The following is a 14,126-nucleotide window of genomic DNA, read 5'->3' on the forward strand; positions in this document are numbered from 1 at the left end:
AAAAGCCGCAACTCCCGAGCATTAGCTCGGGAGTTGCGGCTTTTTTGCGTTGTGCGTCAGGAATGCCGGTGCCTCGGCGCCCGCAGATTGCCGACTCACGCCGAGTCGGCCAGGCGTTCCGCGTCCTTCGTCGGGTGGCCGGCCACCGACAGGACCGCCACGACCGCGGCGCGGGCGGCGTTCTCGGGTGCGAGCGCGCCGTCGTTGACCGCCTCCATCAGTCCGAACAGCACCTGCTCCTGCACGTACGCCAGCGCCTCCGCGGGCAGCGGTGAGGTGAACTCGCCGTTGTCCTGGGCCTGTTGGATCAGTTCCGTGCAGACCTCGCGGACCGGGGCGAGGCGCGCCCTGATGCCCTCCATCGTGACGCTGCGCTGCGCGAGGTGGACCAAGAGGCGGTAGCGGTCGGCGATCGGCCAGATCGCCCGGATCGAGCGGGCCACCGCCTCCGCCGGGTCGTCGATGCCCTCGCGGCCCGCCCGATGCGCCTCCGCGACGGCCTGCGCCGCGTCGTCCACCAGGGCGCCGACCAGCGCCTCGCGGCTCGGGAAGTGTCCGTAGACCGTGCGGCGCACCACCCCCGCGGCGCGTGCGATCTGGTCCATGGAGGCATCCGGGTCGCGCAGCAGCTCGGCGAGCGCGACGTCGAGGATGCGGCGGCGGTTGGCGTCGGCTCGTACGGAAGTCACGCCGTTCATTGTGCCCGGCCGCCGGGGGTGTCCGGCACCCGAGAGGCGTTGCGGTTTTGCACACTGCTGTGCAACGGCGTAGATTGCACATCGCTGTGTAATTGCACATGGCTGTGCAAGTCGCTGAGGTGGCTTGTGCGGGTCGTGTCCTGCCACCCGGGAGGGTCTCCGCGCCATGCGTCTCGTCATGAACGAGCCGGTCGAATCGATGGACCGGCCGTACGCCCGCCGCTGGTGGGCCCTGCTCGTGCTCTGCCTGAGCCTGCTGATCATCGTGATGGCCAATACGGCCCTGACGGTCGCCGCACCCGACATGACTCAGGACCTGGGGCTCTCCAGTGCCGACCTGCAGTGGGTCATCGACGGCTACACCGTCCCGTACGCGGCGCTGATGCTGCTGCTGGGCGCCATCGGCGACAAGTACAGCCGGCGCGGGGCCCTGCTGCTGGGGCTCGTCGTGTTCGGCGGGGGCGCTGTCGCCGGATCGCTCGTGGACAGCTCCGGGGGCGTCATCGCCGCGCGCGCCGTGATGGGTGTCGGCGCGGCCATGATCATGCCCGCGACGCTGTCGCTGCTCGCCGCCACCTTCCCGCGGGCCGAGCGGGCCAAGGCGATCGTACTGTGGACGGCGACGGCGGGGCTCGCCATCGCGGCCGGGCCGCTGGTGGCCGGGGCGCTGCTGCGCGACCACGGCTGGGCGTCCACGTTCCTGATCAACGTGCCGGTCGCCGCCGTCGCGATCGTCGGCGCGCTCGTCCTCGTACCGCCGTCGAAGGCCGGGCACCACGACCGGATCGACTACGTGGGCGGGGTGCTGTCCGTCGTGTGGGTGGGCGCGCTCGTCTACATGATCATCGAGGGGCCGCACTTCGGCTGGGGCGTCAAGGCGGTCTCGGCCGCCGTCGTGGCGGGCGTCGCGCTGGTGGCGTTCGTGCTGTGGGAGCTGCGGCACCCGCGGCCCGTGCTCGACGTGCGCCGGTTCGCCAACCGTCGGTTCGCGGGGTCGAACCTGGCCGTCGCCCTCTTCTTCCTGGCCGTCTTCGGTGCCTTCTACTACCTGACCCAGCACCTCCAGTTCGTCCTCGGGTACGACGCGTGGGAGACCGGCGTGCGGATGCTGCCGCTGGCCGGTGCGGTGTTCGTCGGGTCGGCGCTCACCGGGTACCTGACGCCGCGCATCGGCATGAAGGTCACGGTGACCGCGGGCATGGTCGGCGGTACGGCGGCGCTCGCACTGCTCACCCGGATCGACGCCGGGTCGACGTACAGCGACTTCGTGCTGCCCCTCGTGATCCTCGGCCTCGCGATCGGGCTCGCGCTCTCGCCGTGCACCGACGCGATCATGGGCGCGTTCCCGGAGTCCGAGCTGGGCGTCGGCGGTGCGGTGAACGACACCTCGCTCGAACTGGGCGGGTCGCTCGGCATCGCCATCCTCGGCTCCGTGCTCGCCGGTTCGTACTCCTCTCACCTCGCGGACGCCGCGTCCGGCACCAAGCTGCCGGGCGACGCGCTGTCCACCGCGCAGGACTCGGTCGGCGCCGGGTACGCCGTCGCCCAGCACGTCGGGGCGCAGGCCCAGAAGCTCGCCGAGCAGGCGGCCGGGGCCACCGACCCGCAGCAGGCCGCCCAGCTCAAGGCGCAGGCCGGTCAACTCGCCGACGGGGCACGCCAGATGGCCGACGCGGTCGGCTCGTCGTTCTCCGACGCCGTGGCGCACACCAGTGTCGTCGGAGCGGTGATCCTGGGCGTCGGCACCGTGCTCGTGGCGGTCCTGCTGCCCCGGCGCGGCCGGGGCGCGGACGCCGAACCGGCCGAGCGGGAGGCCGGACCGGAGCAGCAGGAAGCCGAACTGGCCGACGCCAAGGCCTAGCCGAGAGTCGGCCGGGACCCGGAACCCAGAAACGGGTCGAGCGCGCTTTACGCGCTCGCTCTCTCCGGTGTGTCGTCCCCGGCCGTGTCGAGCAGGATCCGTGCCAGCTCGCGCGGCCGGGAGAACATCGGCCAGTGGCCCGTGTCCATCTCGACCAGGTTCCAGAGTTCGCTGCTCTTGAGCAGTTCCGCCGCCGCGTCGGGCGGTACGTCACCGTCGAGCAGGCACTTGATGTACGTGGCCGGGAGGTCGCCGAGCGGGCGGGGGAGCGCCGCGGGTTCGGTGAGGGCGGCGGCCGGGTGCGGGGTCCCGAGGCTCGTGAACCGGGCGATCTGCTCGTCCGTCAGGTCCTGGCCCGCGAACTCCTCGGCGGCCGGGACCGCCCAACCTCCGTCCTGGGCCGCCAGCACCGCCTCGAACGCGGCCTGCCCCTGCCACCAGCCCGAGGCGAACGACTCGCCTTCCTGCGGCACGCACGCGTCGACGAACACCACGCGGCGCAGCCGGGACCCGAGCCGCCCGGCGGCCTGGGCGACCGGGATGCCCGAGTAGCTGTGCCCGACCAGGACGACGTCCCGCAGCCCGAGCCGGTCGACCTCGTCGACGATGTCCCGGACGTGCGTGTCCTGCCCGGCCGGGGTCCCGCTGCGCTCCGCGAGCCCGGAGAGCGACAGCGGATGGGCGCCGTGGCCCGCCCCGGTCAGCTCGGCGACCACGTCCTGCCATGCCCAGGCACCCAGCCAGGCGCCCGGGACCAACACGTAATCAGTCATGGCCGCACCGTATCCGCGACCACTGACAATCAGCCCGCCAGCGCCCGCAGTTCCTCCCCGCTGAGCCGGATCGCGCCCGCCGCGACGTTCTGCGCGAGATGCTCCGGGTCGCCGGTGCCCGGGATGGCGAGGACGTTCGGGCCCTGGTGCAGCGTCCACGCGAGCCGGATCTGGGCGGGCGACGCACCGTGCGCCGCGGCGATCCGCTCGACGGCCGGGGACTCCGCGGTGCCGGTCGCGCCCGCGTGCCCGCCGCTGCCCGCGATGGCGAAGAACGGCACGAAGGCGATGCCCTGGCCGGCGCAGGAACGCAGCAGGTCGGCGTCGCCCGGCCGGCCGGTGCCGAGCCCGAACCGGTTCTGCACGCACACCACGGGCGTCACCTTCTGGGCCCGGGCGAGCAGCTCGGTGTCGACGTCCGAGACGCCGACGTGCCGGACCAGACCCGCGTCGCGCAGCTCGGCCAGCGCCCCCACGTACTCCTCGATGTCGGCCGAAGTCCGCTCGTTCATGCGGAAGTTGACGACGTCGACGTGGTCGCGGCCGAGCTGGCGCAGGTTCTCCTCGACGTCGCCGCGCAGCTCCTCGGGGCGGGCCCAGGTGGTCCAGGCGCCCATCCTGTCGCGGCGCGGGCCGACCTTCGTGACGATGACCAGGTCGTCGGGGTACGGGGCGAGGGCCGCGTTGATGAGTTCGTTGGCCGAGCGGAGCGACGAGAAGTAGAAGGCGGCGGTGTCGATGTGGTTCACGCCGAGCTCGACGGCGCGGCGCAGTACCCGGACCGACCGGGTGCGGTCGGCGACGGACGTGTTGTCGAACGCGATCCGGCCCGGGAGCCGCATCGCCCCGAAGCCGATCCGGCGCACGGGGAGGTCGCCGAGGGTCCAGGTCCCGGAGGCCTCCGCGGACACGGGGACGTGATCGTCGGTCATCTCTTCGCTCCTGTCGGGTCGTTCGCCACCGCCCGAGTGGCGTGGCACATGAGGGGCACATGAAGGGCACATGAGTACGAGGCCTGAGTACCGGCACTCAGGTGCGGGGGCCGCCCGCACCCTTTGATGGAGCCATGATCGACGAACTCGCCGCAGACTCCGCCGTACGTCCCGCGCCGCGCTCCCGTCAGTGGGTCGCTCCGCTGGTGTCCAGCCTGGTCACGCTGCCCGCGGCGCTGGTCGCGTACGCGGTCGCCGGTCTGTCGCCGATGGCCTGCGACGCGTGCACCGACGCCCAGGTGGCCCGGTTCGAGCCGAGCTACGAGCGGGCGTTCACCGTCTTCGGCTGGGGGCTCACGATCTCCCTGCTCGTCCTCGCCACCGCGTGGCTGCTGCCGTGGGAGGAGCGGTTCGCCGCGCGCCGGACCGGCTTCGCGGCGGTGGCGCCGTTCGCCGTGCTCGTCACGTATCTGGTGTTCGCGGGGATCGTCGACTGGCCGTAATCCGGTGGTGGGCCGGGTCCCCGCCTTCGTACGCTCGCCCGCATGACCGCCGCCGCCCCCCGCCTGCTGAATGTCATCGACGTCGAAGCGACCTGCTGGGACGGGCCGCCCCCGCCCGGAGCGGTCAGCGAGATCATCGAGGTCGGGCTCACCGTCGTCGACCTGGACGCGGGCGAGCGGCTCTCCCGGCACGGGATCCTGGTCCGGCCCGTCCGCTCCACGGTCAGCGACTTCTGCACCGAACTCACCGGCCTCACCCAGGCCGAGGTCGAGCGGGGTGTCGGCTTCGCCGAGGCGTGCCTGCGGCTGAGCGGAGCGTTCGCCGGGCGGACGCGGCCGTGGGCGAGCTGGGGCGACTACGACCGCCACCAGTTCCGCCGGCAGTGCGCCGCGCCCGGCGCCCCGTACCCCTTCGGCCCGGTCCACATCAACGCCAAGGCCGTGTTCACCGAGAGCCACGGGCTGCGCAAGAGGCCGGGCATGGCGCAGGCGCTGACGATCGCCGGGCTGCCGCTGGAGGGGCGCCACCACCGGGGCGAGGACGACGCGTGGAACATCGCCGCGCTCGTGCTGCGGATCGCGGAGCGCGGCGACTGGCCCACTGCGTACGGCAATTGACCGGACGTCAGAACGTGACGGTCGCGCCCGGCTTCAGCAGGTGCAGACGGTCGCTCAGGCCCGCCTGCGCGAACGCCGCCGTCAGCGTGGGCCCGTCCTGGGTGAAGTGGCCCCAGTGCTCGAAGTGCAGCGGCACCACCTGGCGGGCGCCGAGCAGCTCCGCGGCCTGGGCGGCCTGCGCGCTGGTCAGCGTCAGCGTGGCGTCGGGGACCAGCGGTGTGCGGGCCGCCCCCGCGAAGAGCACCGCGACGTCCACCGCGGGGAACCGGTCGGCGATCTCCCGGACGTGGTCGAGCGACGCGTTGTCCCCGGAGACGTACACCGTGGGCAGCCCTTCGCCGGACAGCACGAAGCCCGTGACCTCGCCGACCAGCGGCTCGCTGCCCTCGGGGCCGTGCAGGGCCGGCACGCCGGTGATGCGCAGGGTGCCGCCGCCGGGGCGCTCGACGTCCACGTGCTGCCAGTTCGGCAGGGCGGTCGCCGTCTCGCCGAGCCGCCCCCGGGCCGCCGCCGTCGTGAGGACCAGCGGGGCGTCGGACAGCAGGGCGCGGCCCGCGGTGTCCAGGTTGTCGGGGTGGTGGTCGTGGGACAGCAGGACCGCGTCGACCGGGCCGATCTCCCGCGCCGTGACGGCCGGGCCCGCCGTCTTCACCAGCGACCGCGAGCCGACCGCGTACTCGCCGGGGGCGTCGAACGTCGGGTCGGTGAGCAGACGCAGGCCGCCGATCTCGATGACGGACGTGGGTCCGCCGACGTAGCGGATGGCGATCGCGGTCACGGGGGCCTCCGGGGCTGCCGAGTCGTCTCGTATTCGGGCACGGGTCGGTGCCGGTCACTGGCCTACAAGTGTGCGCGGCGGGTCCCTATTCCCGCGACGCTCCCGCGACGGCCGTCCCGTCCACGCCTGCCTCCCTCCCGTCCATGCTTACCTTTCGGTGAGTACCTCACCAAATAGTGGGTTCTTGTGGGGAGTTGAGGGCGCCGCACACGATGGCGGCATGACGAACGAGATCACCGCAACCCCCGTCACCGTCCTCGGCCTCGGCGCCATGGGCCACGCCCTCGCCGATGCGCTGCTGACCGCAGGACACCCCACCACCGTCTGGAACCGCTCTCCCGGGAAGGGCGAGGAACTCGTCGGACGCGGCGCCCGCCGGGCCGCGACCGCCGCCGACGCCGTGCAGGCCGCCGACGTCGTGATCGTGTGCGTCGTCGACCACGACGCCGCCCACGCGATCCTCGCCCCGCTCGCCGCGGACCTGTCCGGCAAGGTCGTCGTCAATCTGACCTCGGACACTCCCGAGCGGGCCCGCGAGGCCGCCGCATGGGCCGGCCGGCACGGCATCCGCTACCTCGACGGGGCGATCATGGTGCCGGTCACCGTCATCGGATCCGAGCAGGCCCTGATCTTCTACGCGGGTCCCGAGGACGCCTACACCGCGTACGAGCAGGTCTTCACGGCCCTGGGCGGCCGGGCCACCCACCTCGGCGCGGACCACGGGCTCGCCGCCGTCTACGACCTGTCGATCCTCGACTACTTCTGGACGACCATGTCCGGCATCGTGCACGCCTACGCCCTCGCGGGCGCCGACCGGGTGCCGGCCGCGAAGCTGGCGCCGTTCCTCATCGCCAACCACGCGATCGTCCCGGACATCGCCACGTACATGGCCGAGAACATCGACAGCGGCAAGCACCCCGGCGACCTCGCCAACCTCGCCATGGAGGTCGCGGGCATCGACCACATCGTGCACGCCGCCGAGCACCGGGGCCTGGACACGACGGTGCTGCGCGCGGTGCGGGGGGTCGCCGGGCGGGCCATGTCCCTGGGGCACGGGGCGGACGACTGGTCCAGCACCGTCGACGCGGTGCGACAGCCGGAGCAGTCCCGGTAGTTCCAGAGTTTTCAGCAGTCCGAGCGGACCGGCGGCCGGCCCGGCGGAAAAGGGGTCGGCCCGCGGCCTTGAATGACCCAGAATGCCCCGCATGGGCACAACATTCTTCGTCAGTGGGCCGAGCGGGCCCGAGGGCTCCGAGCGGGCGCGGATCGAGTCTCTGTTCGCGGAGTTCCTGGAGGCCGTGGCGCGCCCGCCGGCCGCCGAGCCCGACGCGCGCAGCCTCACCGCGAAGCTCCGCGGGCACCTGGGCGCCGACCCCGGTGAGACGCCGATCGTCAAGGCCGCGTACGCGCCGTACGACCACCCCAACGTCCATCTGGCGGTGCAGCGCTGGTTCGCCGACCGGCCCGGGCAGCCGTACGAGCTGCTCGGCATGGCGGGCGCCCGCAACCGCAGCGACCTCGACCTCACCGAGGTCGTCGAATCCGCCGACCGCTACGAGCAGTTCAAGCTCGGCGCGGTCGACTACGCGCAGCTGCCCGTCTCCCCGGACGACGAACTTGCCTGTGTGCACGTCGGGTTCTACCTCGGCCGCACCGACCGGGGCCTGCCGTTCGCGGCGCTGCTGCGCGGCCCGACCGACGACTACGACAACCGCAAGGTGCGCCTGGAGGTGATGTGCGCCGACAAGGACGCCGCGCAGACCTTCCTCGGTGAGGTCGACGCCCTGGTGCGCACGCACAACGTCTTCCGCGGGCAGGTGCTCTCCTTCGAGGGCGGCGAGTTCGGGCAGGGCCTCGGCCCGTTCCGCTTCCACCGCCGCCCCGGCCTCGGCCGCGACGCCGTCGTGCTGCCCGACGGGCTGCTCGACCGCGTCGAGCGGCAGGTCGTCGGCGTGGCCAGGCGTCGTGAGCGGCTGCGCGCGGCCGGTCAGCACCTGCGCCGCGGTCTGCTCCTGTACGGGCCGCCCGGCACCGGCAAGACCCACACCGTCCGGTACCTGCTCTCGCACCTGCCGGAGTTCACGGTCATCCTGCTCGCGGGCACCAGCATCGGCGCGATCGGCTCGGCCTGCGCGCTCGCCCGGATGCTGCAGCCGGCCCTCGTCGTCCTGGAGGACTGCGATCTGATCGCCGAGTCGCGCGACCACGGCGGCGGTGAACAGCCCCTGCTCTTCCAGGTGCTGAACGAGATGGACGGACTCGGCGACGACGCCGACGTCGCGTTCCTGCTCACCACCAACCGCGCCGACCTCCTCGAACCGGCCCTCGTGCAGCGGCCGGGACGCGTCGACCTCGCCGTCGAGGTCCCGCTGCCGGACGCGGAGGGGCGGGCCCGGCTGCTCGCGCTGTACGGCGGCGCGCTCGACCTGGACGCCGCGCTCACCGGCGAGATCGTCGCGCGCACGGAAGGGACCACCGCGTCGTTCGCGAAGGAGCTGGTCCGCCGGTCGGTCCTCATCGCGGCCGAGCGCGAGGCGGCGACGACCGAGGCCGTCGACGTACGGACCGCGCTCGACGAGCTGCTCGGCGACCGCGATCTGCTGACCCGGCGGCTGCTGGGCGCGCAGGCCCCGCCGGAGGACTGAGCGGACGCTGGCCTTGACGCCGGGGTCAAGGTTTACCGTCGTGGCATGCGCATCGGAGAGCTCGCGGACCGCGCCGGCACGACCACGCGGACGCTCAGGTACTACGAGTCGCGCGGGCTGCTGCCCGCGCGGCGCGGCGGCAACGGCTACCGGACGTACGACGAGGACGACCTGCGGGCACTGCGGCAGATCCGCACGCTCCAGGACTTCGGGTTCGACCTGGAGGAGACCCGCCCGTTCGTGGAGTGCCTGCGGGCCGGCCACCCCGAGGGCGACTCGTGCCCGGCGTCGCTCGCCGTGTACCGCACCAAGCTCACCGAACTCGACGCGCTGATCGGCGAGTTGACCGCCGTGCGGGAGAAGGTCGGCGCGCAGCTGGCGCGTGCCGAGGAAGCCATGGAGGCGCTGGTGGTGGAGGAGTCCGCGCCGCGCTGCGAACTGCAACCAGGGGAGTGACCATGTCCATGCGTGACGTGACCGACGCGGACTTCGACGCGGAGGTGCTCAAGAACGGGCGGCCGGTGCTCGTGGAGTTCACCGCCGAGTGGTGCGGGCCGTGCAAGCAGCTGGCGCCCGTGCTCAGGTCCATCGCGGAGGAGGAGAGCGAGCGTCTCGACGTCGTGGCGATCGACGTCGACGCCAATCCGGACACGGCCGTGAAGTACGGGGTGCTGTCCATGCCGACGCTGATGGTCTTCAAGGACGGCCAGCCGGTGTGGTCGCGGGTCGGTGCCCGGCCGAAGCGGCGGCTGCTCGAGGAATTGGCCGAGGCCCTCTAGGAAATACCGCGAGCGGATCCGGAGCCGGATCCGGGATTGGAATTGCGCCCCGCCCGGGGTATATTCGGTGTTTCTGTGTGCCCACAGAAAAGGCCCCTCACCGGGGGCCAACTAAACACACCGTACCGGGCAGGGAGCAGTTTTGTCAAGCCGGGAATCCGCCGCATCGCAGAAAGAATTGCAAAAGGAACAGGAATTCATCGACCGGCTCTACGCGCGGGTCGACGCGCTGCGCGGCCTGGCCGCGGACTCGGTCACCGACGCCCTGACGCCGGTCGGCACCGGCCAGCAGGCCAGGCTGGAGCGGGATCTGCTGGTCGTGGAGCGGTCCGGTCTGCTCGCCGCGCTGAACGCGGTCGACGGCTCGCTCTGCTTCGGCCGCATCGATCTCACCGACGGCGTGACGCATCACATCGGGCGCCTCGGAATTCGTGAGGACGACACCGAGCACACCCCCATTCTGATCGACTGGCGCGCGCCGGTCGCCCGCCCCTTCTATCTGGCGACCGGGCATACGCCGATGGGCCTTCGTCGGCGCCGTCACCTCACCACCGAAGGCCGTACGGTCACCGAACTCCACGACGAGATCCTCGACCTCGGCGACGCCGAACGCACCGGCTTCGAGGACCCCACGGGCGACGCCGTGCTGCTCGCCGCCCTGAACTCGGCGCGCACCGGCCGCATGGGCGACATCGTGCAGACCATCCAGGCCGAGCAGGACCGGATCATCCGGCACGACCACCGCGGGGTGCTCGTCGTCGAGGGCGGTCCCGGCACCGGGAAGACCGCGGTCGCCCTGCACCGTGCCGCGTTCCTGCTCTACGAGCACCGCGAGCTGCTCGCCAAGCGGGCCGTGCTGATCGTCGGCCCCAACCCGGCGTTCCTCTCCTACATCTCCGAGGTGCTGCCCGCCCTCGGTGAGACGGGCGTGCTGCTCGCCACGGTCGGCGAGCTGTTCCCCGGGGTGCACGCCACTGCCGTCGACACCCCGCGGGCCGCCGCCGTGAAGGGCGCCGCCGCGATGGCCGACGCGCTCGCGTTCGCCGTCCGCGACCGGCAGCAGCTGCCCGAGCCCGGCGCCCCGATGGTCATCCGGCACGACGACGGCGATCTGATCCTCGACTGGGAGATCGCCTACGAGGCGCGTCAGGCGGCCCGGGACACCCTGCTGCCGCACAACCTCGCCCGGCCGCACTTCGCCTTCCGGATCCTCGACGCGCTCACCCAGCAGCTCGCCGAGCGGATCGGCGCCGACCCGTACGGCGGCCCGAACTTCCTCGGCCCCGACGACCTCGCCCAGCTCGGCAAGGGCGTCGCCGCCAGCGCCGACGTGCACGCCGCCATCGAGGAGCTGTGGCCGACGCTCACCCCGGAGGGGCTCGTCGCGGACTTCCTCGCCGAGCCCGTCCAGCTGGCGCAGGCGGACGCCGACGCCATCCGGCGGACCACGACCGGGCCCACCGACTGGACCCCGGCCGACGTGCCGCTGCTCGACGAGGCGGCGGAGCTGCTCGGCCACGACGACAGCGCCGAGCGGGCCGCCGCCGAGGCCGCCCGGCAGGAGCGGATCGCGTACGCGCAGGGCGTTCTCGACCTCTCCCGCGGCTCGGAGACGTACGAGTTCGAGGACGAGGACGAGTCCGAGGTGCTCGCCGCGCACGACATCGTCGACGCCGAGCGCGTCGGCGACTGGTACGCGGAGGAGGACCACCGCAGCGCCGCCGAGCGGGCCGCCGCCGACCGGACCTGGGCGTTCGGCCACATCATCGTCGACGAGGCGCAGGAGCTCAGCCCGATGGCGTGGCGGCTGCTGATGCGGCGCTCGCCGACCCGGTCGATGACGCTGGTCGGCGACCCGGCGCAGACCGCCGAGGAGGCGGGCGTCGGATCGTGGGAGAAGATCCTCGCGCCGTACGTCGAGGACCGCTTCGAGCACACCCGGCTCGGGGTCAACTACCGCACGCCGGCCGAGATCATGGACGTCGCGGCGGCGGTGCTGCGGGCCGAGCACCCGGACTTCGAGCCGCCGTCGTCGGTGCGGTCGACCGGGGTCCTGCCCTGGCGGCGCGAGGTCACGGGTGACCTCGTCGCCGCCGTGGCCGAGGCCGTCGCCGCCGAGGTCCCCGACGAGGGGCGGCTCGCGGTGATCGCCCCGCGCCGGCTCCGGGAGGCGCTGGCCGCGCGGCTGCCGGGCGTCGACGCGGCCGGGCTCACGCCCGACCTCACCCGGCAGGTGGTGCTGCTCGATCCCCGGCAGGCCAAGGGTCTCGAGTTCGACCGCGTGATCGTGGTCGAGCCGGGGGAGTTCGGGCTGAGCGATCTGTACGTGGCGCTGACCCGGGCGACCCAGTCCCTGGGGGTCGTGCACTCCGGGGAGCTGCCTCCGGCGCTCCTTCGACTGGCCGTGGCCGGTTCAGGGGCGTAGCCACACCGTCGCCAGGGGCGGCAGGGTGAGGCGGATGCTGGCCGGGCGGCCGTGCGCGCCCTCGTCGTCCGGCTTCACCGGGTCGCGGTTGGTGACGTCGCCGCCGCCGTAGCGCGCGTGGTCCGTGTTCAGGACCTCGTGCCAGGCCGGTACGTCGTCGGGGACGCCCAGGCGGTAGTCGTGGCGGACCACCGGGGAGAAGTTCGACACCGACAGGAGCGGCGAGCCGTCGGCGGCGTGGCGGAGGAAGGCGAAGACGTTGTCCTCCGCCGCGTCGCCGGTCACCCAGGAGAAGCCGGCCGGGTCGGTGTCCCGCTGCCACAGGGCCGGTTCGGACCGGTAGAGCGTGTTGAGGTCGCGGGTGAGGTCGCGCACGCCGCGGTGGTCGGGCTCGGCTCCGTACGCCGGGTCGAGCAGCCACCAGTCGGGGCCGTGCGCCTCCGACCACTCGGCGCCCTGCGCGAACTCCTGCCCCATGAACAGGAGTTGCTTGCCCGGGTGGGCCCACATGAAGCCCAGGTAGGCGCGCAGGTCGGCGCGCTGCTGCCACCAGTCGCCGGGCATCTTCGAGACGAGTGACCGCTTTCCGTGCACCACCTCGTCGTGCGAGATGGGCAGCACGTAGTTCTCGCTGTACGCGTACACCATCGAGAACGTCATCTCGTTGTGGTGGTACTTGCGGTGCACCGGCTCGTGACTCATGTAGTCCAGCGAGTCGTGCATCCAGCCCATGTTCCACTTCAGCCCGAAGCCGAGCCCGCCGAAGCCGCCGGGGCCGACGTGGTGGGTGGCGCGGGTGACGCCGTCCCAGGCCGTGGACTCCTCGGCGATCGTCACGACGCCCGGGACCCGCCGGTACAGGGTCGCGTTCATCTCCTGGAGGAAGTCGACCGCGTCGAGGTTCTCGCGGCCGCCGAACTGGTTCGGGGTCCACTGCCCCTCTTCGCGCGAGTAGTCCAGGTAGAGCATGGACGCCACCGCGTCGACCCGCAGGCCGTCGATGTGGAACTCCTCGCACCAGTACAGGGCGTTCGCCACGAGGAAGTTGCGGACCTCCTTGCGGCCGTAGTCGAACTCCAGCGTGCCCCAGTCGGGATGCGCGGCGCGCAGCGGATCCTCGTGCTCGTACAGGGTGCGGCCGTCGAACTCCGCCAACGCCCAGTCGTCGCGCGGGAAGTGGGCCGGGACCCAGTCCATGAGGACGCCGATGCCGGCCTGGTGCAGCTTGTCGATCAGGTACTTGAAGTCGTCGGGGGTGCCGAGGCGGGCGGTCGGTGCGTAGAAGCCGGTGACCTGGTAGCCCCAGGAGCCGCCGAACGGATGCTCCGCGACCGGCAGGAACTCGACGTGCGTGAAGTTCAGGTCCGCGACGTAGGCGGGGAGCTGGTCGGCGAGCCGGCGGTAGGTGAGGCCGGGGCGCCAGGACGCCAGGTGGACCTCGTAGACGGAGAAGGGCGCCTCATGGACGGGGCGTTCGCCGCGCCGCGCGATCCACTCCTCGTCCCCCCAGGTGTGGTGGGAGGCGTGCACCACCGAGGAGTTGGCGGGCGGCGTCTCCGTGCGGGTGGCCAGCGGGTCGGCGCGCATCGTCCGGCTGCCGTCGGGGCGGGTGATCTCGTACTTGTACAGCTCGCCCTCGCCGATGTCCGGGACGAACAGCTCCCAGATGCCGGACGAGCCGAGCGAGCGCATGCTGTGGGCCGCGCCGTCCCAGTAGTTGAAGCCACCGACGACGCGGACGCCGCGGGCGTTGGGCGCCCACACGGTGAAGCGGGTGCCCTCGATGCCCTGGTGCGTCATCGGGCGCGCGCCGAGCACGGTCCACAGCTGCTCGTGCCGGCCCTCGGCGATCAGGTGCAGGTCGAGTTCGCCGAGGGAGGGGAGCAGGGCGTAGGCGTCCGCGACGGTCTGCACGGTCTTGTCGTACGTGATCTCCAGTCGGTGGTCGGCCGGGACCTCGCGGAGCGGGAGCAGCGCGGAGAAGAAGCCGTCGCCGTCGTCGTGGAGGTCCGCACGCAGGCCCTCCGGGGTGGTGACGGTGACCTTCTCGGCGTAGGGGCGCCAGGCGCGGAAGGCTGTGCCGCCGGGGTGGGGGTGTGCGCCCAGCACTCCGT

At 72.5% G+C, this 14,126-nt stretch carries 13 protein-coding genes; 8 read left to right on the forward strand and 5 right to left on the reverse strand.

Translation table 11 applies throughout. The features are described from left to right. Positions 1-95: 95 nt before the first annotated feature. Positions 96-698 carry a TetR/AcrR family transcriptional regulator gene (locus M4J07_RS41595; RefSeq protein WP_255981268.1) on the reverse strand — a complete coding sequence of 201 codons (603 nt, stop codon included), beginning with the start codon at positions 696-698 and terminating at the stop codon, positions 96-98. 166 nt (positions 699-864) lie between these two features. On the opposite strand from M4J07_RS41595, the gene M4J07_RS41600 reads away from it, so the two are divergent. Beyond that, positions 865-2,559: an MFS transporter gene (locus tag M4J07_RS41600; RefSeq protein WP_255981270.1), complete on the forward strand. Its 1,695-nt coding sequence runs from the start codon at positions 865-867 to the stop codon at positions 2,557-2,559. 47 nt (positions 2,560-2,606) lie between these two features. Here M4J07_RS41600 and M4J07_RS41605 read toward each other — a convergent pair whose 3' ends face one another. Then, positions 2,607-3,332 (reverse strand): alpha/beta fold hydrolase, encoded by a 726-nt coding sequence (locus M4J07_RS41605; RefSeq protein ID WP_255981272.1) that lies wholly within the window; start codon positions 3,330-3,332, stop codon positions 2,607-2,609. Between the two features lie 29 nt (positions 3,333-3,361). Continuing rightward, positions 3,362-4,264, reverse strand: coding sequence for an aldo/keto reductase (locus M4J07_RS41610; protein WP_255981274.1), 903 nt, complete (start codon positions 4,262-4,264; stop codon positions 3,362-3,364). Between the two features lie 134 nt (positions 4,265-4,398). Between M4J07_RS41610 and M4J07_RS41615 the strand changes: the two genes are divergently transcribed. After that, positions 4,399-4,767 carry a hypothetical protein gene (locus M4J07_RS41615; protein WP_255981276.1) on the forward strand — a complete coding sequence of 123 codons (369 nt, stop codon included), beginning with the start codon at positions 4,399-4,401 and terminating at the stop codon, positions 4,765-4,767. Between the two features lie 42 nt (positions 4,768-4,809). Further along, entirely contained in the window at positions 4,810-5,385 is a 576-nt protein-coding gene (locus M4J07_RS41620; protein WP_255981278.1) for a 3'-5' exonuclease, read from the forward strand. Positions 5,386-5,392: 7 nt separating this feature from the next. Here the strand turns inward: M4J07_RS41620 and M4J07_RS41625 are convergent, their stop codons facing one another. After that, entirely contained in the window at positions 5,393-6,154 is a 762-nt protein-coding gene (locus M4J07_RS41625) for an MBL fold metallo-hydrolase (RefSeq protein WP_374215178.1), read from the reverse strand. A gap of 229 nt (positions 6,155-6,383) precedes the next feature. Between M4J07_RS41625 and M4J07_RS41630 the strand changes: the two genes are divergently transcribed. The 5 genes from M4J07_RS41630 (at position 6,384) to M4J07_RS41650 (ending at position 12,012) form a co-directional block, all read left to right on the forward strand. Next, on the forward strand, positions 6,384-7,277 hold the full coding sequence (locus tag M4J07_RS41630) for an NAD(P)-dependent oxidoreductase (protein WP_255981282.1): 894 nt from the start codon (positions 6,384-6,386) through the stop codon (positions 7,275-7,277). Positions 7,278-7,368: 91 nt separating this feature from the next. Further along, a complete protein-coding gene (locus M4J07_RS41635) occupies positions 7,369-8,808 on the forward strand; it encodes an AAA family ATPase (protein ID WP_255981284.1) in 1,440 nt (479 codons plus the stop codon). Positions 8,809-8,853: 45 nt separating this feature from the next. After that, the gene (locus M4J07_RS41640; protein ID WP_255981286.1) at positions 8,854-9,264 is read left to right on the forward strand and encodes a MerR family transcriptional regulator; all 411 of its coding nucleotides are present in this window, start codon (positions 8,854-8,856) and stop codon (positions 9,262-9,264) included. Positions 9,265-9,266: 2 nt separating this feature from the next. Continuing rightward, positions 9,267-9,587 (forward strand): thioredoxin, encoded by a 321-nt coding sequence (gene trxA, locus M4J07_RS41645; RefSeq protein ID WP_305128870.1) that lies wholly within the window; start codon positions 9,267-9,269, stop codon positions 9,585-9,587. 178 nt (positions 9,588-9,765) lie between these two features. Next, positions 9,766-12,012, forward strand: coding sequence for a HelD family protein (locus M4J07_RS41650; protein WP_255981288.1), 2,247 nt, complete (start codon positions 9,766-9,768; stop codon positions 12,010-12,012). On the opposite strand, the gene glgB is transcribed toward M4J07_RS41650, so the two are convergent. Next, positions 12,001-14,121, reverse strand: coding sequence for a 1,4-alpha-glucan branching enzyme (gene glgB, locus M4J07_RS41655; protein WP_255981292.1), 2,121 nt, complete (start codon positions 14,119-14,121; stop codon positions 12,001-12,003). The two genes, M4J07_RS41650 and glgB, sit on opposite strands and share 12 nt — an antisense overlap. Positions 14,122-14,126: the final 5 nt, after the last annotated feature.

This window comes from Streptomyces longispororuber, assembly GCF_024448165.1.
Classification (GTDB): Bacteria; Actinomycetota; Actinomycetes; order Streptomycetales; family Streptomycetaceae; genus Streptomyces; species Streptomyces longispororuber_A.